This window comes from Ruegeria sp. P10 (assembly GCF_056534925.1).
Map to the genome: position 1 here is coordinate 31,229 of NZ_JBQERJ010000003.1, position 19,847 is coordinate 51,075.

Here is a 19,847-nt window from a genome sequence, read left to right on the forward strand (position 1 = left end):
GGCGAAGGAATTTATTTCTTCGCCTTTTTCTTGTCCTTCTTGCTATCTTTCTTCTTGTCACTTTTTTTCTTGCCTTTCTCGGCGTCTTTTTTGCCCTTCTTGGCGTCTTTTTTCTTTTCGTCCTTTTTCGATTTTTTGTCCTTCTTGGACTTTGCTTTCACCTTATCCTTGGCTTTGGAAAACGCTGCTTCCATTTCTTTGCGTTTCTTGGCGGCTTTTTCAGCTTTCGCCTTGGCCTTGGCCTTTTTCTTGGCTGCGGCTTCGGCTTTTTCGGCCGCCGCTTGTTCTTCTGCCGCTTTGCGTGCAGCTTCTTCCGCCCGTTTTTCTGCCGCTACAGCGGCCACGGTCTTGCGCGGGGCGGTTTTTCGTGTCGCCGGCTTTCGGGCGGCTGGTTTTGCGGTTGCTGGTTTCCGTGCCGCTGGCTTTCGTGCCGGCGCCTTGCGCGCGCCAGACTTACCGGCGGCAAGCGTTGCGGCTATTGCCGCTTTTGCGGCTTCGATCAATAGGGCGGCGCGGCTCTCACCGACCCGAGGAACCTTGACCAGATCTGCGGGTGACGCCTTCGCTATCGCTTCTGCGGTCTTAAAGCCATTGGCTGCAAGGGCTTTTTTCAGCGCCTCTCCTACACCTTTTACGTCGGTCACTACAGTCATCCAAAGGTCCTTTCTCCATCGCCCTGCCTCATCGCATATACACTGGATATGCATATCCGCAAGTTCAGCACTTGCCTTCTCGGAACCAATGGATCAGCTATGCGCCAACCCAGCGGTTCGGTCATTTTTCGGGAATGGCACGAGGCGTTTCGCATCCTCATCCCAAAGCTTGAGGTTCAATGCCGCTACAGCCTCGGGGAACTTGATCCGACGAGGCGTGAATTCAGGCGGCAGATTATAGTGGCAGGCCCGCAACCGATACGATGGGATACGCGCGTTGTAATGGTGGATGTCATGTAACGTGATACAGGCGACGGCGGTATCGAACCACCATCCGAAATCCAGTGCGGAAGATCCATGCAACGCTGCGGTCTGCGGGTTCAGGTCAGGACGGCGATCCCAATAGGTATCTTCAAAATTGTGTTGCAGATACACGAGAAACACACCCAGCATTCCGCCCAGAAACGAAAACACCAGCCAGACCAGAATACCGGTCATGCCCGCCACCAGGTACAACAGGCCCAAAAATACGATGATAGATGCATTGTGCAGCAAGACGCCTGCGACACCGAAACGAACAGTGTTCTTGGGCCAGCGATAGCGAATGAAATATGTGAACAGCGCACCGACCGGCACCAGGATGAAAGGGTTTCGATACAACCTGTAAAACAAACGGGTTTTCCAGTCCGCGTCCAGCCATTCCCGCAATGTCATCGTGTGAATTTCACCGGTCTCACGATGCTCGAGGTTTCCGATCCCCGCGTGGTGCAGATTGTGGTTCTGTTTCATCACCTCGAACGGTGCAAAGGTGAATGGTGAAAGACCATGCCCTGCCCATTCGTTCTGCATTCGCGTTTCAAACAGCGAATGGTGCCCGCAATCATGTTGTAGCACATAAAGGCGTACCGCCGAGAAGGCGAAGACGATCCCGGCCGGGATCATGATGTACCAGCGGTCCACGAACACGATCGCCAGAGACAGCGATGCGAAATACACCGCGAACGTGCCAAAATAGCTCAGTGCAGCCAATCTGTTGTCCTGAACTGCGTAGTGTCTTGTGTATTCCCTCAGATCCATCCAGTCCGCTCCCCACGATGGCCCTGTTTTAATCTGTTAAAAATCCAGGCGCGGCTTGACCGCGTGCAGGCAATGCATGTGCTGACAGATGCACACACGTGAATGCTAGCGCGCAGAACAGGGGCTGTCACGCCCTCAGAGCGAAAACGCTGAAAATTGGCGCAGTTACGCGCTTGCGTGACGATCACCAGCGCCGAATAACGCGCCCTGGCAAGTGGGAAGCGCCCGGGAAAACAGCCCCGCAATGTCGCGGAACGCTTCAGCAGTATTCGAAAACCTCCCTTTGAGTTGACGCTTGGGAAACTTCCAGTCAGAGTAAGAAGCAGTGTTTTAAGGCATGTTGATTGACTTATTCGAGAAATATATTGCCATTGGCGCCATTGTTCTGCGCCTCGCTTGCTGGGTGCTCTTATAACGGTTTCGGCACCTCATCTTCAGCCGCCATCGTGACTGGCAATGCAATTGTGCACTAGCTGCGCGGTCGCGGGCTGCATGTTGCTACGATGCGCGGCACGGCAATCTTCAGCTTGGGCATCTATCACGAGGTTCTGGTGTTTGCCGGAAATTGCGAAGATGGCCCGGCAAGGCTGACAGACCGTCAGGCACTGATCAAAAACCAAACTCTTGCAGCATCCGTGACAGACACGACAGGGCTGGAGATCGCCCTTGGCCGCAGATGGAGCGGCCTGACCCTTGGCCGCCATCAGGCCGCTGTTCTGGTGGATGTGCCACAGGGCGCCGAAATCTCCCGCAGCCTGCATCTGGATCTGACTGACCTGTCGGCAACCAGCGTTGATCAACAGGATGACACTCTGTGCACGAAGGAGACGGGGACGTGAAAAAATTATTTATTTTGTGTGGGTTAAGCAGTGTTTGGGGATGCGGCGATACGCTTTATGTCGCGCATGATACAGTTGTCGGTATCAATGCCGCCGTCAGCGCCAATCGGCAGCAAGGCCAGGTTGTGATCGGTTATGACAGAGATTTCGCTGCCGTGGTTCCCGTGATTGAACCAGGCAAGGTCGGTCCCGACGGCACATCGCGCACAGATCGCGAGGCTATGGCCGTATTCGGCTGCACACGGATGGAAACCAAGAGCATTTTCTTGACCCGATACTCAGACGTCATTTCCACCGGAGACGCCGCAAACAAACTTGCAAAGACGCTTGGAACAAAAAACCGAACCGATGGTGCCGCGAGACTGGTCACCTGCGGTGAAGACAAAGAGGGAAAAGACAAGGACACCGGCAATGAACAGGGCAATGACAACCAATCGACCGGAGGAAATGGCAATGGCTGACAACCCAAGACTTTCTTGGATCATCCTCCTGGCAATCGGGGGCTTTGGCCTTGTCGGCTGCACCTCGATTCAGGATCGCAGTTTGGTCTATGGGGAACGCAGCGGCGTGAACATCGCCTTGCGCTCTGATCCCGCCAAGGCGCTGCCCGTCGAGGTCAATGCAGGTGTACAGCGCCGCGTGACAACGCTGGTTCCGCCCATATCGCGCGATCAAAACAAACGACCCAATGATGAGGCGGTCAGTTTGGTTTCGACATTTGACCTGACCTATGACAATGCCGACGCTTCCAAAGGTCTTTTCGGAGGTCGGACGCGAATTGCATCGATCTTTACGACAGGTTCAGCCGCGACCGAACTGGCGACGGCCATTGAACAGGGCAATGGGACGTCAGAGGGTATCGCCAATGCCGCAGAAGCGAACCGCGCATTCGTACTTGGGCACGATTGAGTCAGTCCGCCTGTGTCATCAAAGCCCTGATTCTGGTGCGTAGTTTACCCGCGCCCCTTCAGATGCTTGGCCAATGCGCCCGCGTTTTTCTTGCGCCGACCCTTGTAGGGGTTCTTGTCCCCCTGCCCGCGCAGCGTCAGGCGGATCGGTGTTCCGGGCATGTCGAAATCCTGCCGTAAACCGTTCACCAAGTAACGGGTATAGCTTTCAGGCATTTTGTCGGGATGCGAACACATCACCACAAACCCCGGAGGTCGGGTCTTGGCCTGCGTCATGTAGCGCAGTTTGATCCGGCGTCCCTGTGGGGCTGGCGGCGGGTGTTGTTCCAGCATGGCCGTCAGCCAGCGGTTCAGAGCGGCAGTCGGCACCCGGCGGTTCCAGACGTCATGGGCGCGCAGGATCGCGTCGCGCAAACGCTCCAGTCCCCGGCCCGTCTTGGCGGAAACCGTGATCAGCGGCGCGCCGCGAAGTTGCGGCAGCAGCCGGTCAAACGACTCTTTCAACTCGCGCAGCTTTTCCTGCTTGTTGTCTTCGATGTCCCATTTGTTGACGGCGACGACAACGGCCCGGCCTTCACGCTCGGCCAAATCGGCAATCCGCAGATCTTGCTGTTCAAACGGGATCGCGGCGTCCAGCAACACAACGACGACCTCGGCAAATTTTACCGCGCGCAGGCCGTCGGACACGGAAAGCTTTTCCAGCTTTTCCTGTACTTTTGCTTTCTTGCGCATCCCTGCGGTGTCAAAGATCCGCATCGGCGTGCTTTGGCCGTCCGGGTCAGCCCAGTCGATTCGCAAGCTGATTGCGTCACGCGTGATCCCGGCCTCTGGCCCGGTCAACAGACGGTCTTCGCCGATGATCTTGTTGATCAAGGTGGATTTGCCCGCATTCGGACGCCCCACCACCGCAACCTGCAAGGGCTTGGCTGCGGTGATCAGCGGCGTCTCGCCCTCACCGTCTTCGTCCAGTTCAATGTCCGTTTGCGGGGCTTCCTCGACTTGTTTTTCCTCTGCCGCGTCTGCCAGAGGCATCAGCTGCGCATAAAGGTCCGTCATCCCTTCACCATGTTCGCCCGACAAGCGGACCGGTTCACCCAGACCAAGGTTGTAAGCTTCCAGAACACCCGCATCCGCAGCATTGCCTTCGGCCTTGTTGGCCGCAAGTATCACGTGCTTGGACCGTTTGCGTAGGATCTCTGCGAACATTTCATCCGTTGGTGTCACACCCACGCGCGCGTCGATCATGAACAGGCAGACATCAGCCATGTCCACGGCACGTTCCGTCAGACGGCGCATCCGCCCCTGAAGGCTGTCATCCGTCGCGTCCTCAAGACCCGCCGTATCAATCACGGTAAAGCGCAGATCGCCCAGACGCCCTTCGCCTTCGCGCAGGTCACGCGTCACGCCGGGCTGGTCGTCGACCAAGGCCAGACGTTTGCCCACAAGGCGGTTGAACAGGGTGGATTTGCCCACATTCGGGCGCCCCACGATGGCGAGGGTCAGCGACATGATACTCAACTTTCAAGACTCAAGAAGCGCCCTTTAGCGCATCTTGCCGTCAACGGAAAGCGTGTAGATCCCCCTTGGAGGAAACGACATACAGCGTTTGCCCGGCAACAACCGGAGCCGTAGTTGCACCTCCGGGAACTTCGACCTGGTGAACCAGTGCCCCGTTAACCGGATTGAAGAAGCGCAGATAGCCATCATTGGACGCAATCACAATACGGCCTCCGGCCAGGATCGGACCGTAATGTGCAAAGATCGGTCCGCGGCGGCCTCGCTTGTCCTTGACAAAGCTTGGCAGATCCTGCGCCCAGATGACCGAGCCATCGGCCGCATTCAAGCGCACCAGCTGACTGCGGTCACTGATCAGGAAGATGCTGTTGCCTGCAGGCCAGACAGTATCAACCGCACCTTCATCGGCGGTCCAGCGGCGTTCACCGGTGGCGGCGTCAAAGGCAACGGTCCGGCCAGAATGGTTGCCGATATAGATTGTGTTTCCGACAACCATCGGACTGCCGGTCACGTCAACGATCTGCGCGGCGGCCCGTCCCCGCCGCCCGCCTGCGACCGACGCATTCCAGCGACGGATGCCCCCACGGCGGAAGGTGGCCGCAACATCGCCGGACCCGAATGCAAACACTGCCAGGTCCGAGGCAATCACCGGTGCCGGTGCGCCCAGAACGTTACCGACGCTGGGCGTGCCTTCGATTTGCCAGGCGATACGCCCGTCCTTGGTGTTGATGGTCCACCCGGTTTCGTCCCCCGCGACAAGGTACAACAACCCGTCATTTACCATCGGAGAGCCGCTTCCGGTTGCGTCCAATCGCTTCTGCCACCGCACGGCGCCCGTTTTTGCATCCAATGCGGTCAGTCGCCCGAACCCGGACGACACGTAGAGAACGCCGTTCGAATAGGCCAAGCCGCCACCGGTGGCGTCTGCATCACCGTCGCTTGGCGGAACCAGATCGGTATCCCAGGCCAACTGGCCCTGCGGCGTAACCGCTGACACCGTCGCCCCCGCATCCAGTGTATAAATCAACCCGCCCGCAACCACCGGTTCGGCGGTGATACGTTGCTTGCGCGAGTCGCCCTGCCCGATCGACACAGACCAGACCCGCTGTGGCGAGCCACGCAGTGCCGCGTTCGTGGTTCGGAAAGCAGCCGTCCCCGGGCTTTGCGGCCAGCTGGCATTCGCTTTTTGAGCTGGCAGGCTGATGGGCTGAGAGCCGCTCTTTTCCACTGTTTCCAGATCAGACGCCGGACGGATGTCTTCACGTTCTCCGGGCAAGATCGCTTCAGGGGGTTCACAGGCGGTCAATGCGGTCAAAGCCAGTGCCGCAACCGGCAATCCCGCGCGGGAAATTAGTCTTGTTACCATGATGTTCCGAACTCGCCTGTCATTAAGTCTTTTGTCCCGCCTGGTCAGCCCTGCTGTGCCACCAATGGCTCGGGTTCGCCGCCCAATGCAACTATCAGTTGGGCCGCACGTTGTTGCAGATCAATACCGACCTCGGCGTCCTGACGCAGCGCCTGCAAGCGGTCCAGTGCCGCATCGACATTGCCCTCGGACACGTCGATCAGGGCCAGTTGCTCCTCGGCCAGCAGTCGAAGGGGCGCACCCGGCGCCGCCAGCGCTTCGAACTGCTGTCGACGGTCAGCGGCGGGCAAGGTCTCGCTTTGCAACAACAGCGCCTTGAAGCTTGCGATCGCACGATAGATCTCGGGCAAATCCCCCTGCACGGCAACCGCGTTCAGACTGTTGACCGCCTCTTCGCGCGATCCCGCTTCAAGCTGGGACGCAGACAGCAGCATGTTCAGAACAGCATTCCCGCCCGGCGACTGCGCCTCGGTTTCCCGCAAACCGGCCGCCCGTGCATCAGAATCGTTTTCCGACAGAGCCGCCAGAATCGAGTCACCCAGATCCTGCGCCTGCGCCGTATCGCGGGATTTGCGGTATTCATTGAACGCCGCCCCGCCGACAATCAGCGCGACCGCCGCCACACCAACCCAACCCCAGCGGCGCAGCAGCAGATACATCCGATCACGGCGTACCTCTTCCGTGACCTCATCAATGAAACTGTCGGTGTCGCTCATTCCTGCCCCCTGGGCTGTGTGTCTTGCATAAGTGCGCCATGTCATACCCCGGCACCAACGCCAAGCCAAGGGTCCGATTTTGCCCATTTTCACCGCTTGGCTTCTCACTTGCGAAAAAAACTAAACCGAACTATTCAGTTTAGTGTAGAAATTACACAGCCGACGCCCCATTTCATACCAAGACGGCCCCGCTTTTGTTGGCACCGAATTCTAGGAGAAACACTGAATGCGTTTGATTTCTTTCATCAACGCCCTTCTGGTTATTGTTGCGTTGTATTTTCTTGTTTTTGAGCGCGACTCTTTGTTTGCTTTCGCCGGACGTGGCGAAGCAGAAGAAGCGGTACAGACCGAAGCCGTCGAATCCGACGAGACCGATATTGATGCCGTTGGCGTGGTCGCCCTGCGTTCGCAGGCGCGCGAAATTGACAGTGCGGTTCTGCTGCGAGGACAAACCAAGGCGAACCGGCAGGTCGAGGTTTTGTCTGAAACTACATCCACGGTCATCTCGGAACCCAAGCGCAAAGGTGCCTTTGTCGAGGCCGGGGATGTTCTGTGTGAACTCGACCCCGGCACGCGTCCGGCGCAACTGGCCGAGGCGCTGGCCGGAAAACTCGAAGCCGAAAGCCGCATTCCCGAGGCTGAAGCCCGCTTGCAAGAGGCGCATGCACGTGTGGCCGAGGCCGAAATCAATCTGACGGCTTCGCGCAAACTGGCGGAAACCGGGTTTGCTTCGGAAACCCGCCGAATTTCCAGCGAGGCTGCGATGAGCGCCGCCAAAGCAGGTGTAAAATCCGCCGAAGCCGAGCTGGAGGCGACCCGGGCCGGAATCGAAGCAGCCGCAGCCGCAGTTGAAGCCGCGCAGCGAGAGGTCGGACGCCTGACCATCAAAGCCCCGTTCAAGGGCCTGCTGGAAAGCGACACCGCAGAATTGGGCAGCCTGATGCAGCCCGGATCGCTGTGCGCAACCGTGATTCAGCTTGATCCGATCAAACTGGTCGGGTTCGTGCCGGAAACCGAAGTCAACCGTGTTCAGGTGGGGTCCGAGGCATCGGCAACGCTGGTCACCGGTCGGCAGCTTGGCGGCCGCGTCACGTTCCTCAGCCGGTCGGCTGATGAAACAACGCGCACGTTCGAAGTTGAAATCACGGTTCCGAACCCGGATCTGACCATTCGCGACGGTCAGACCGCGACCATCAGCATCGCAGCCGAAGGCACAAAGGCACATCTGCTGCCGCAATCCGCCCTGACCCTAAGCAACGAGGGTCAATTGGGTGTCCGTACTGTCGGCACCGGCAATGTGGTGGATTTCCTGCCTGTCCGCATTCTGCGTGACACGGCCGAGGGTGTCTGGGTCGACGGTCTCCCCGAAACAGCCGACATAATCATTGTCGGACAAGAGTTTGTGACACGCGGTGTGACCGTAGCGCCGACTTATCGGGAAGCGTCACAATGACGGGTGTTGTCGCATGGGCCGCTGATCGAGCCCGCATGGTGTTGGCATTTATCGCGATTTCACTGGTTATCGGCGGATTTGCCTATGTCTCGCTTCCGAAAGAAGGCGAGCCGGATATCGAAATCCCTGCCCTGTTTGTATCCGTGCAGTTTCCCGGGATTTCCGCAGAGGATTCCGAAAACCTGCTGATCAAGCCGATGGAGACCGAACTGGCGGATCTCGACGGGCTCAAGGAAATGACATCGACCGCTGCCGAAAACTATGCGGGGGTCGCGCTGGAATTTGACTTCGGTTGGGACAAGACCGCGATCATGGCCGATGTGCGTGACGCGATGAACACAGCTCAGGCGGACTTTCCCGAAGGCGCAGAACAATATTCCCTGACCGAGATCAACTTTTCCGAATTCCCGATCGTCATCGTGAACCTGACCGGTCCCGTTCCCGAACGCACGATGGCCCGTGTCGCCAAGGATCTACAGGACGATCTTGAGGCTCTGGATTCCGTTCTCGAAGCCGGTATCGCAGGCAATCGCGACGAGATGCTCGAGGTCGTGATCGACCCGCTGCGGCTTGAAGCCTACAACGTGACGGCGGACGAGCTGATCAACGTGGTACGGAACAACAACCAGTTGATTGCAGCCGGTGAAGTTGAAACCGCGCAGGGCACCTTCTCGGTCAAGATACCGTCGTCGTTCAAAGCCGCACAGGATGTTTACGGCCTGCCCATCAAGGTCAACGGTGATCGGGTCGTCACCTTGGGGGAACTGGCACAGATCAACTACACTTTCGAAGACCGCGAAGGGACGGCCCGTTTCAACGGTGAACCGACCGTCGCGTTGCAGGTGGTCAAGCGCAAGGGCTATAACCTGATCGACACCGTCGCGCAGGTGAAGGAAACCATTGCGCATGCAAAGACCAAGTGGCCGCCCGAACTTCAGGCGGCGGTTGATCTGGGTACATCGAACGACCAGAGCCGCATCGTCGGCTCGATGGTCAGCCAGCTTGAAGGCTCGGTTCTGACCGCAATTGCGCTGGTGATGATCGTGGTTCTTGCCTCGCTGGGTACGCGGGCCGCCCTGCTGGTCGGTTTTGCGATCCCGACCTCGTTCCTGCTGTGTTTTGCGTTTCTGGCAGTCATGGGTGTCAGCATCTCGAACATCGTGATGTTCGGCCTCATCCTGGCGGTGGGGATGCTGGTGGATGGCGCCATCGTCGTGGTGGAATACGCAGACAAACGCATCAAGGAAGGCGTGGGCCCGATGCACGCCTATGTCGAGGCCGCCCAGCGCATGTTCTGGCCCATCGTGTCCTCGACCGCAACGACACTCTGCGCGTTCCTGCCCATGCTGTTCTGGCCCGGTATTCCCGGCGAGTTCATGGGAATGCTGCCGGTCACGCTGATCTTCGTTCTGTCGGCGTCGCTGATCGTGGCGCTGATCTATCTGCCGGTCATGGGCGGTGTGTCCGGTCGCCTGAGCCGCCTCTTCGATCGGTCTTCGACCTGGTTGCGGGCGCGCACGCCATGGTGGGTCCGGGTGCTGATGGTGCCGCCGTCGCTGTACATGATCTTTCTGGGTGCGATGCAGGTTCTGAACCCCAACTACCTGCTGCCCGGTGGCTCGATCGCCGGGGCGCTGCTGTTCCTGTTCGGGGCGTTTGCCGGGTCCGTAACCCTGAGCGCGGCCAAAATGGAACGCGCCGAAGAGGACCACGTTCATACAGCGGACGAACACACGTTTTTTGGCCACGTCGTTCGGTTCCTTGTCGGCAATCCGATCATGCCGATCGTTTCCCTGCTGACGGTTTTCACGGCGGTGTATTTCGTGGCCTTCGTCTGGTTTCCTCAGGAATCCCGCGGGGTTGAATTCTTCGTGGAAAGCGAACCTGAACAGGCCACCGCATATGTGCGTGCCCGCGGGAACCTTTCCCTGGCGGAAAAAGACGCGATGGTTCTTGCCGCCGAAGAAATCATTGGAACTCACCCTGCGGTCATCAACGTCTTTGCCTTTGCGGGCGAAGGTGGCCTGAACCAGAACAACGGTGGCGCTCAAGCGCCGGCCGATACAGTGGGCCGGGTTCAGTTCGAGATCATCCCCTGGGAAGACCGCCCCAACGTTTCGGAATCGGCCCTGTGGGGCCTGTTCGAACGGCACTTCGTGGCGCCCGAATATGATGGCGACTTCGTGATTGATGAGCTGAATGCCCAACTTGCAACGATCCCCGGCATCATCGTCGAGATTTTGCCGTTGGAGCAAGGCCCTGCTTCGGCCAAGCCTGTGCATCTGCGCATCAAGGGTGACGGGTGGGAAGACCTGACCTCGGCAGCGATCACCGCCCGCGAGGTTTTCGACACCACGCCGGGCCTGATCAAGACCGAAGATACCCTGCCCCTGCCCGGCATCGACTGGCAGATTGACGTGGATGTCGCCAAGGCCGGTCGGTTCGGAGCCGACGTGGCAACCGTCGGCGCCATGGTCCAGTTGGTCACGCGCGGTATATTGCTGGGCGAGATGCGCCCGGACAGCAATGACGAAGAGATCGAAATTCGCGTTCGCCTGCCCGAAGAAGACCGCGTTTTGTCGACACTGGATACACTCAAGGTCCGTACCCCGGACGGTTTGGTGCCCTTGTCGAACTTCGTAACGCGCAAACCCGTGGCCAAGCTGGCCGAGATCAACCGCGTCGACCAGCAGCGATACTACGACGTCAAAGCGGATGTCGAACCGGGGCTGAGCAAGGTTGTGACCGAAGGCCCCGATGGAAAACAGGTGCGGCTGGCCGTCATGCGTGAAGTGACGGAAGGCTACACACCGACCGGCACCGTTCTGAATGGTACGGGTGGAAAGTCATATGAACTGGTTCAACTGACCGGCGCAGAAAGTGTCGACCAGCTGCGCAGCGCAATCGAAGACGGGGATGCTCAGTTTGCGCTGATCAACCCGAACGAGCGTATTGCGGTGCTGACGGAATGGCTGGAAACCGGCCCGTTCGCCAACGCGATCAGCTGGGAATGGACTGGTGATCAGGAAGAGCAGGAAGAATCCGGCGCCTTCCTGGTGAACGCGTTCATGGGCGCCCTGGGGCTTATGTTCGTGATCCTGCTGGCGCAGTTCAACTCGTTCTACAATTCAGTTCTCGTGCTGCTGGCGGTGGTTCTGTCCACCACCGGGGTTCTGATCGGCATGATCGTGATGGAACAGCCCTTCTCGATCATCATGACCGGGACCGGCATCGTGGCCCTGGCCGGTATCGTGGTGAACAACAATATCGTTCTGATCGACACCTATCAGGAATACAGCAGCTATATGCCGAGGATCGAGGCGATCATCCGCACCGCGGAATCCCGTATCCGCCCGGTGCTGCTGACCACGCTGACAACGATGGCCGGTCTGACGCCGATGATGTTCGGCCTGTCGCTGGACTTCATCAATGGCGGCTATTCCATCGACAGCCCCACCGCACTGTGGTGGAAACAGCTGGCCACAGCGGTGGTCTTTGGCCTGGGCATTGCAACTGTTCTGACGCTGATCGTCACCCCATCGCTTCTGGCCTTGCGGGTCTGGGTGACAACCTATGCGATCTGGCTCAGCCGAGTTCTGGCCCGTGTAACGGCAGGCCGGTCCAGCCAGATCGCGCAGGACATGGCGATAGGGCGCTCTGCCCGGCAGATGCAGGCCACCGAAATTGTGTGGGAGGACGACTCGCGTTTTGAAGGATCAGAACAGGACAGTCGATCAGATCAGTCTGGTCGTCCCTCTGGCCCGCCGCTGAAAGCTGCTGAATAAACGAAAAGGACCGGGAGTTCCGGTCCTTTTTCATTTGGTCATCATCACAACCGGGACCACGTCTGATGCGCGCAAATCGCATGTTCGCATCCTTTGACCAGCAGCTTGTCCCCCTGCAACGTCATCTGAGGCACCGCATCCACGTTGATCAACGGGACCCAGAATTCGCCGCCGCCGTATTTTCCTCCGCCTTCACCGGCCACGTCCCAGAACAGTTTCTTACCGATATTCGGTGTTTGGACTTCCTTGCCTGAAGAGTCATAGGCCGAAAGGATCCGACCGCAGAACTTATCCCCACACGCCGTGATTTTGATGTGCGAAATCAGGTTCTTGCGATCAGGTTCAGTCTTCCAGACACCCACGATGGGATCGGCCGCCACAATGACCGGCAGACTAATCGCGATCGCAATAGACGATAGTCGTGACTTCAATCGCTTCATCATGACAGGCACCCTTCTGGTTTTTTGTATTCTACCCTGTTTCGCTCCATGTTTGGATCTTCAGGCCGCTTCCCCGTCCGATTGCTGCCGGTTCCACAATTGGGCATACCGCCCCGACCGCGCCAGCAACTCGTCATGCGTGCCCTGTTCAATGACCTCGCCCGCTTCCAGAACCACGATCCGGTCCGCTTCGGCAATGGTGCTGAGGCGATGGGCAATGGTGATAACCGTACGACCCTCTCCTGCGCGCGCCAGCGCATCCTTGATGTCCTGCTCGGTATCTGTGTCCAGGGCCGAGGTCGCCTCGTCCAGCAACAGGATCGGCGGGTTCTTGAGCAAAGTCCGCGCGATGCCGACTCTTTGTTTTTCACCACCTGACAGTTTGAGCCCCCGTTCACCGACCATAGTGTCATAGCCTTCGGGCAGCGAGGTGATGAAATCGTGAATTTGCGCAGCTCGGGCTGCGGCCTCGACCTCCTCCGGGGTGGCGTCGTCACGGCCATAGGCAATGTTGTACCGGATGCTGTCGTTGAACAATACCGTGTCCTGCGGCACAACGCCGATGGCCGCGTGCAGACTGGACTGCGTCACATCCCGCACATCCTGTCCATCGATCTTCAAGGATCCTTTGGTCACATCGTAGAACCGGAACAGCAGCCGCCCGATGGTTGATTTGCCAGACCCGGTTGCCCCCACGATGGCCACGGTCTGCCCGGCAGGAACGGTCAACGAAACACCCTTGAGGATCTCCCTTTCAGGGTCATAGCCGAAATGCACATCGTCCAGCGCGACTTCGCCGCCATTCACCTTGAGGTTGGGCGCACAGGGTTTGTCGGTGACTTCGGCGGGCTGTTCAAGCAGATCGAACATCTGGCCCATATCGACCAACGATTGCCGGATTTCCCGGTAGACCGTCCCCAGAAAGTTCAGCGGTACGGTGATCTGGATCATGTAAGCGTTGACCATGACGAAATCGCCCACTGTAAGGTTTCCGCTCTGAACCCCGATGGCAGCCAGAACCATCACACCGATCAAACCACAAGTGATCAGGAATGACTGGCCAAAATTCAGAAATGCCAGCGAATATGCCGTTTTCAGCGCCGCCCCGGCATAGGCTTTCATCGACACATCATATCGCTCAGCTTCGCGCGCTTCGGCATTGAAATACTTGACAGTTTCGAAATTCAGCAGGCTGTCGATGGCGCGCTGATTGGCTTCGGTGTCCTGATCGTTCATCTCGCGCCGAAGCTTCACCCGCCATTCGGTCACGGCAAATGTGAACCAGATATACAGACCGATTGTGACGGCGACGACCACCAGATACCAGACATCGAACAGCCACATCAGGATGATCGCCACCAGCAGCAGTTCCAGGATCAGCGGCCCGATCGAGAACAGCAGAAAGCGCAACAGGAACTCGACGCCCTTGACACCCCGTTCGATGATGCGGCTCAGCCCTCCGGTACGGCGGGACACGTGGTAACGCATCGAGAGGTTGTGAATGTGCCGAAAGGTCTCAAGCGCCAACGCCCGCAGAGCCCTTTGCCCTACGGGCGCAAAGGCCGCATCCCTCAGTTGTTGGAATCCCACGGTCAGCATCCGCGCCACGCCATAGGCAACCGTCAGCCCGACCGCGCCCAGCGCCACCGGCGGCACGCCCTCACCTGCCAGCGCGTCAACGGCACCTTTGTAAAGGATTGGCGTATAGACCGCGATCAGCTTGGCCAGAACCAGCATGACCATGGCAATCACCACGCGGCGCTTTACCCATGGTTCATCCTGTGGCCAAAGATAGGGTGCCACTTTGCGGATCGTGCGCCAGCCCGAGCTTCGCTCGTCACGCGGCACCGTATCGTCCGGGGTCGTAGTAGGTGTTCGTCTCATCACGTACCTTAACTGCGGTCAGAGATTGACCCCGGCCCGCTTGGGCCAAAGGCGATGCTTATTCAGGTATGGTGAAGACCTGCCCCGGATAGATCAGATCCGGATCGCGGATCAGGTCGCGATTGGCCTCGAACAGCCGTACATACAGGACCCCGTCGCCGAACCGGTCGCGCGAGATGGCCCACAGCGTGTCGCCCCGTTGAACCGTAACCGAACGGATGGCAGCTGCTTCGCCCTGCGCGTTGGCCTGACTTGCCGCGACGGCGGCATCCAGTACTTCAACCGGCTCTCGCTTGAACGGGGTTTCGACCCGGCTGAGCACCGTCCCGTCCGTATTCACCGCGTCCACGCGCAGCGTGTAGACACCCGGATCAATCCCCTCCAGATCGCTGCGCCAGGATCCATCCTCTTTCGGGTCGAGATCGGCGATCAGGCGATTGTTCAGGTACAGTCGAACGGCTGCACCGTCCTGCACACGCCCCGTCAGCTGGACATTGCCGGTATCAGAGTACCCGATGGTATCCAGTGCGATCTGATCAGGGGGCGTATCCCGCACCACAGGCGGCTGCACCAGTTCAACCCCTTCTTCGCCGGACCGCAGCACCGCAATCTGCTGATCCGGTTCGGGTGTCTGCGGCGGCGAGTCGGCGGTTTGCGTTTCCTCGGCCTCCGGCACGGTGGTTTCGGTTCCGGTCACATCAGTTTCTGGCGCTGGAACTTCGGTCGCCGTTTCGGGCTCAACGTCTGCATCGGCTGTCGCGATCGTGCCGTCTTCGGCGTCGGCCGTCGTGTCCGGATCGGATGCTGGCGATTCTTCAGTTACAGGCGCTTCTTCGACCGGCTTTGGCAATGCCGCAATCAGATAGTCGTCGGACTGTGTGATCCGTTCGCCATCCTTGCTTTGCAGGACCAACCCCTGAGCCGCGTCGCTGAACGGGATCGAAACAAATTCGGCAAACTGGCCGCTGCCGTCCACGGTAAAGCTGTGCAGGGTTTCGCCGTTCAGCAGCACCTCGATCCGGCTGCCGGGCTCGGCATCGCCGGACAACAGCGCCGTGCCATCTGGCTCAACAAAAATCTGATCCAGGGCCGGAGGGGCCGCTGGCTGGGGCGCGATATCTTCCGTCTTGGCAACGGCGGTGTCCGCGTCAGAGGCGTCAGCCGTTTCACTAGTGTCCTCGGCAGGCTCGGTCGTGGGCCCTTCATCCGCAGGAGCCGCCTGTTCAGCCACTTCCGGTTCCGAAACCTGCGCATCCTGCCCTACAGGTTCCGGGGCTACGGCAGAGGCGGCTTCCTGCGGGGCTCTCGGCTCGGGCGTTTTGGTGAAGACGCCGGACAGATACAATCCACCCGCGCCCAATATCGCAACAAGACCCGCAATCACCCCCCAGATGAAATTGCCCGAGCTTCCGTTTCCCGATTTGGCGTCCATTATTTTCCTTTCACTCCGCCGGGCAAAAGCTATGCGTTGAAAAGCTTTCCGACGGACAGTTGAGCCAATCTATCAATCCCGCTATCACGGGTCAAAACCCCTGACACAACCCCGGAGCCCCCCTTTGATGTCTCAGAAATCAGTCTGTGTGTACTGCGGGTCACGCAATGGAGCCGAGAAGGCTTATTCTGAAACTGCACGGCAGTTTGGCAGCCTGCTGGCGCAGGAAGGCTGGCGGCTGGTCTACGGAGCCGGAGATGTCGGTTTGATGGGTGAAGTGGCCCGCGCCGCGCAGAATGCCGGTGGTGAAACCTTCGGCGTCATTCCGGTGCATCTGGTCAAGCGCGAGGTCGGAAAAACGGATCTGACCCACTTCGTGATCACCGAGACAATGCACGAGCGCAAGAAAGTCATGATCATGAACGCCGACGCCGTCGTGGTCCTGCCGGGCGGTCCGGGGTCGCTGGACGAGCTGTTCGAAGCGCTGACATGGCGCCAGCTTGGCCTGCATGACAAGCCAATCGTCGTGGTCAATGTGAACGGCTATTGGGACGCGTTGCACACATTGTTGGATCAGGTGATCGGGCAAGGCTTTGCCGACACGTCTTTGGCGGATTTCATCACCTGGGTCGAAGACGCCGATACAGCCATGATCGCCCTGCGGGACAAGCTGACCTGAGGATGGGAAACCGTGCGGGCGGTTGAACCGCCCGCCGTATTCATCAGGCAAGTCTGGCTTTGGGTTGCAGACTGAGGCGCACCACCTGCTCGACCTTGTGCAAAGGATGATTGGTCAGGGTCTTGTTGACCTCGGCCACGACCTTTCCCAGCACCTCGCTGTGTAACCGACGCCGCAACAGACCCAGAACATGGGGGCTGGCCACCAGAACCAGCCGATCATAGGCGCCTTTCAGCCCCTTGCGATTCAACAGGTTCGCCAGATCCTGCACGAACAGAGATTTTGCGTGCGCCTTCCACGTGGGTTCTTCAATTGCCGATTTCTGTTTTGGTCCGCCGTCGTTGCGACGACCTGCGCGGTCCGTCGGTTTTCCGGTCGGGCCGTCTTGTTCTTCGACAGCGACGACGACAAAATTGGGATCGTCGGCATCGGTGATATTCTCCATCACCAGCGCTTTCTCTCCATCTGCAACAATAACCCAAGTTCCCTGTGTAAGTGCGACCATTGCGATCTCCTGATTAGGTTGTGTTCTGGGTATCCCTCGACCTGCTGGACATGCGGGTTCGTTGACGCACGAACAGTGCGCAGCCCGATCATTGTTTGAAGTGATATGCAGTTTCTCCCTCTACCCTACAGAGATGTGTACTGGAAAACAGCAAACAAGATACCGTCACGCAGAAAGGGCACGTATCGGCGGGTTTTCACCGGCTGGTCATCAACCCTTTAGGCGGACATCTCGACAACGGTGATTTCGGGCGTCACGCCCAGACGAACCGGCAGGATCGAACAGCCGATACCGCCCGAAACGACCAGATCGCGCCCATTTTCGCGGGCATGGCCATAGGCATAGCGATTGCCGAATTTCGATGGCACCACGGGCGACCAGCCGAACAGGCGCACTTGGCCACCATGTGTGTGCCCTGAAAGGGTCAAGGCCACCCGCCCGGGCACAGTGGGAAACACATCGGGCTCATGCGCCATCATCACAACCGGAGCGTCATCGGTGATCTGCGCCAGAGTACCTTCCAGATCGTCCAATCCTTGCGGCTTGCCGTTGCGCCAGATCGCCAGCTGATCCTCGAGACCGGCCAGCCAGATGCCCTGAGTTTCGAGTTTGATCGCGGCATTGGACAACACCGAAATTCCGTTCTGTTCCAGAATTTCGGCATAGCGATTGGGCCCGGACCCGCGCCGCTGTGCCGACCTGTCATCCCACCAGTCGTGATTGCCCAGAACGGCAAAGACACCATTCTTCGCCTCAAGCCCGGCAAGCACAGGGGCCAGGTCCTGCATCTTGACCGTGTCCGAGACACCTTTGTGGCTTGCAAAGAAATCACCCAACAGCAGGATCACGTCCGGAGCCAGCGCATTGGTTCGGCGGACCACCTGCCTTACGCGGTTCAGGCCGACATAGGGCTCGCCCACATGCATATCGGACAGTACGGCGATTCTGAGCGGCGGCGCTGTCCAGTCGTCCCGCTGAATGCGCCATTTGCGCACGCGCAGCCGAACCGCGGGTTCAATGATGAACCCGTAGGCGGCCGTGACAAGGCCTGCCAGCGTCGCCGCCAGCAGGCCCTTTATGAACCGACGTCGGTTCAATACGTTACATCCGCGATGCGACGTTTTCCCAGTTCACCAGATTGTCGAGGAAGTTCGACAGGTAGGCCGGGCGCTTGTTGCGGAAATCGATGTAGTAGGAGTGCTCCCAAACATCGCAACCCAGCAGCGCGGTTTGACCAAAGCACAGTGGGTTCACGCCATTCTCGGTCTTTGTGACGGCCAGCGAGCCATCGGCGTTCTTGACCAGCCACGCCCAGCCCGAACCGAACTGACCCGCACCGGCGGCACTGAATTGCGACTTGAATTCATCCACCGAACCGAAGCTTTCGGTCAGCGCCTTTTCCAGCTCGCCCGGCATCTTGGACTCGCCCGGCCCCATCATTTCCCAGAACTGGTTGTGGTTCCACAACTGGCTGATGTTGTTGAAGATACCGTTTTGTGCCACGGCGTTTGCGTCGTATGTACCAACGATGATCTCTTCCAGCGACTTGCCGTCCCATTCGGTGCCGGCGATCAGCTTGTTGCCGTTGTCGACATAGGCCTTGTGGTGCAGGTCGTGGTGATATTCCAACGTTTCCGCGGACATACCCTTGGCTGCCAGCGCGTCATGTGCATAAGGAAGATCAGGAAGTTCAAAAGCCATGTCGGCCCCCTGTTTAAATGTAAGTTGCGGTTCCCAAGGTTAAATGCTTTGGCAACCGCCGCAGGTCAAGGGGCGTGGCAAGAAAACCCGGAGGCAGGCGATGCTGACACAGGCGCGCAAGATGTTCTATCGCGCCCGCGGATATTATGCGGGCAATCTGAACGGCGAGCCGTTTCGTCTGGACCCGTACCATTCGAAATTCTGGCGCAAGGCCACTGCGGGCGCTTGGGAGCCTGAAACATTTGCAGTTCTTGACCGGTTCTTGTCCCCTCAAAGCGACTATCTGGACATCGGCGCGTGGATTGGCCCGACGGTGCTGTACGGTGCGCGAAGGGCACGGCATGTCTGGTGTTTTGAGCCTGACCCGACCGCGTTTCGGCATCTGGCATGGAATCTTGATCTGAACGGTATTCAGAACGTTTCGGCATTCGGGGTCGCCCTGTCAGATCGATTTGGCGTGGCACGCATGGCCTCTGTGCGCGGTGAACCCGGGGATTCCACCAGTTCGCTTCTGCACGACGGGGCGCATGGGTCTGATGCGCTGACGATCGCCTGGGACCAATTCGAAAAAACAAACGACCTGTCACGGGTTTCGCTGGTCAAAATGGACATCGAGGGCGCGGAATTCATTGTTGCCCCCACTTTGTCCGCGTGGCTGAAGGAACGCCGCCCCGCCCTTCTTCTGTCTCTTCACGCACCTCTGCTTCCGGAAGACCAGAGGCACGAACGTGTCAGCGCATTGATGGATGAACTGGGTTATTACGCAAACCTGTCGGATGACAAGTCACAGCCTGTAGAGATTTCGGACTTGCTGACCGAAGATGGCCTGAGCCGTTTTCACACCGTTCTCTTGCATGGGTAGAACGTCTGGCATTTTTTTCTTCGTTCACGCGA

At 58.6% G+C, this 19,847-nt stretch carries 18 protein-coding genes; 7 read left to right on the plus strand and 11 right to left on the minus strand.

Going from position 1 to position 19,847, the window contains the following annotated elements; genetic code table 11:
• Positions 1–11: 11 nt before the first annotated feature.
• Together ACR0FB_RS05980 and ACR0FB_RS05985 are read right to left on the minus strand one after the other, a co-directional pair.
• Positions 12–707 carry a helix-hairpin-helix domain-containing protein gene (locus ACR0FB_RS05980; protein WP_480619714.1) on the minus strand — a complete coding sequence of 232 codons (696 nt, stop codon included), beginning with the start codon at positions 705–707 and terminating at the stop codon, positions 12–14.
• A 39-nt stretch (positions 708–746) separates the two neighbouring features.
• Complete coding sequence (locus ACR0FB_RS05985; protein WP_480619716.1) at positions 747–1,730, minus strand: fatty acid desaturase; 984 nt, start codon at positions 1,728–1,730, stop codon at positions 747–749.
• A gap of 503 nt (positions 1,731–2,233) precedes the next feature.
• On the opposite strand from ACR0FB_RS05985, the gene ACR0FB_RS05990 reads away from it, so the two are divergent.
• The 3 genes from ACR0FB_RS05990 to ACR0FB_RS06000 are packed head-to-tail and all read left to right on the plus strand — an operon-like array spanning position 2,234 to position 3,478.
• Positions 2,234–2,569: a hypothetical protein gene (locus ACR0FB_RS05990; RefSeq protein WP_480487951.1), complete on the plus strand. Its 336-nt coding sequence runs from the start codon at positions 2,234–2,236 to the stop codon at positions 2,567–2,569.
• Positions 2,566–3,030, plus strand: coding sequence for a hypothetical protein (locus ACR0FB_RS05995; RefSeq protein ID WP_171631379.1), 465 nt, complete (start codon positions 2,566–2,568; stop codon positions 3,028–3,030). Before ACR0FB_RS05990 ends, ACR0FB_RS05995 begins: the two co-directional genes overlap by 4 nt.
• On the plus strand, positions 3,023–3,478 hold the full coding sequence (locus ACR0FB_RS06000) for a hypothetical protein (protein WP_171631377.1): 456 nt from the start codon (positions 3,023–3,025) through the stop codon (positions 3,476–3,478). Before ACR0FB_RS05995 ends, ACR0FB_RS06000 begins: the two co-directional genes overlap by 8 nt.
• Positions 3,479–3,522: 44 nt before the next feature.
• On the opposite strand, the gene der is transcribed toward ACR0FB_RS06000, so the two are convergent.
• The 3 genes from der to ACR0FB_RS06015 are packed head-to-tail and all read right to left on the minus strand — an operon-like array spanning position 3,523 to position 7,074.
• Complete coding sequence (der, locus tag ACR0FB_RS06005; RefSeq protein ID WP_171631375.1) at positions 3,523–4,986, minus strand: ribosome biogenesis GTPase Der; 1,464 nt, start codon at positions 4,984–4,986, stop codon at positions 3,523–3,525.
• A gap of 49 nt (positions 4,987–5,035) precedes the next feature.
• The gene (locus tag ACR0FB_RS06010) at positions 5,036–6,358 is read right to left on the minus strand and encodes a PQQ-like beta-propeller repeat protein (protein ID WP_171723020.1); all 1,323 of its coding nucleotides are present in this window, start codon (positions 6,356–6,358) and stop codon (positions 5,036–5,038) included.
• A 44-nt stretch (positions 6,359–6,402) separates the two neighbouring features.
• Positions 6,403–7,074, minus strand: a complete 672-nt coding sequence (locus ACR0FB_RS06015) for a hypothetical protein (protein WP_210092532.1) — start codon at positions 7,072–7,074, stop codon at positions 6,403–6,405.
• 226 nt (positions 7,075–7,300) lie between these two features.
• Between ACR0FB_RS06015 and ACR0FB_RS06020 the strand changes: the two genes are divergently transcribed.
• Both ACR0FB_RS06020 and ACR0FB_RS06025 read left to right on the plus strand, forming a co-directional pair.
• Positions 7,301–8,527, plus strand: a complete 1,227-nt coding sequence (locus ACR0FB_RS06020) for an efflux RND transporter periplasmic adaptor subunit (RefSeq protein ID WP_171723019.1) — start codon at positions 7,301–7,303, stop codon at positions 8,525–8,527.
• A complete protein-coding gene (locus tag ACR0FB_RS06025; RefSeq protein ID WP_480619718.1) occupies positions 8,524–12,312 on the plus strand; it encodes an efflux RND transporter permease subunit in 3,789 nt (1,262 codons plus the stop codon). Before ACR0FB_RS06020 ends, ACR0FB_RS06025 begins: the two co-directional genes overlap by 4 nt.
• Positions 12,313–12,356: 44 nt before the next feature.
• On the opposite strand, the gene ACR0FB_RS06030 is transcribed toward ACR0FB_RS06025, so the two are convergent.
• From ACR0FB_RS06030 to ACR0FB_RS06040, 3 genes are read right to left on the minus strand one after another with little or no spacing between them, the layout of a single operon-like run.
• On the minus strand, positions 12,357–12,755 hold the full coding sequence (locus ACR0FB_RS06030; RefSeq protein WP_171723017.1) for a DUF2147 domain-containing protein: 399 nt from the start codon (positions 12,753–12,755) through the stop codon (positions 12,357–12,359).
• 57 nt (positions 12,756–12,812) lie between these two features.
• Entirely contained in the window at positions 12,813–14,636 is a 1,824-nt protein-coding gene (locus tag ACR0FB_RS06035; RefSeq protein WP_171631358.1) for an ABCB family ABC transporter ATP-binding protein/permease, read from the minus strand.
• Positions 14,637–14,694: 58 nt separating this feature from the next.
• Positions 14,695–16,068, minus strand: a complete 1,374-nt coding sequence (locus tag ACR0FB_RS06040) for a LysM peptidoglycan-binding domain-containing protein (RefSeq protein ID WP_209832696.1) — start codon at positions 16,066–16,068, stop codon at positions 14,695–14,697.
• Between the two features lie 127 nt (positions 16,069–16,195).
• Here ACR0FB_RS06040 and ACR0FB_RS06045 point away from each other — a divergent pair, with 127 nt between their 5' ends.
• Positions 16,196–16,747: an LOG family protein gene (locus ACR0FB_RS06045; RefSeq protein WP_171167536.1), complete on the plus strand. Its 552-nt coding sequence runs from the start codon at positions 16,196–16,198 to the stop codon at positions 16,745–16,747.
• A 43-nt stretch (positions 16,748–16,790) separates the two neighbouring features.
• Here the strand turns inward: ACR0FB_RS06045 and ACR0FB_RS06050 are convergent, their stop codons facing one another.
• The 3 genes from ACR0FB_RS06050 to ACR0FB_RS06060 form a co-directional block, all read right to left on the minus strand.
• Positions 16,791–17,252, minus strand: a complete 462-nt coding sequence (locus ACR0FB_RS06050; protein WP_171631353.1) for a baeRF12 domain-containing protein — start codon at positions 17,250–17,252, stop codon at positions 16,791–16,793.
• A 218-nt stretch (positions 17,253–17,470) separates the two neighbouring features.
• Positions 17,471–18,349 carry a metallophosphoesterase gene (locus tag ACR0FB_RS06055; RefSeq protein ID WP_480619720.1) on the minus strand — a complete coding sequence of 293 codons (879 nt, stop codon included), beginning with the start codon at positions 18,347–18,349 and terminating at the stop codon, positions 17,471–17,473.
• A 4-nt stretch (positions 18,350–18,353) separates the two neighbouring features.
• Positions 18,354–18,953 carry a superoxide dismutase gene (locus ACR0FB_RS06060; protein ID WP_171228054.1) on the minus strand — a complete coding sequence of 200 codons (600 nt, stop codon included), beginning with the start codon at positions 18,951–18,953 and terminating at the stop codon, positions 18,354–18,356.
• 43 nt (positions 18,954–18,996) lie between these two features.
• Here ACR0FB_RS06060 and ACR0FB_RS06065 point away from each other — a divergent pair, with 43 nt between their 5' ends.
• Positions 18,997–19,815, plus strand: a complete 819-nt coding sequence (locus ACR0FB_RS06065) for an FkbM family methyltransferase (protein WP_245223415.1) — start codon at positions 18,997–18,999, stop codon at positions 19,813–19,815.
• Positions 19,816–19,847 lie beyond the last annotated feature (32 nt).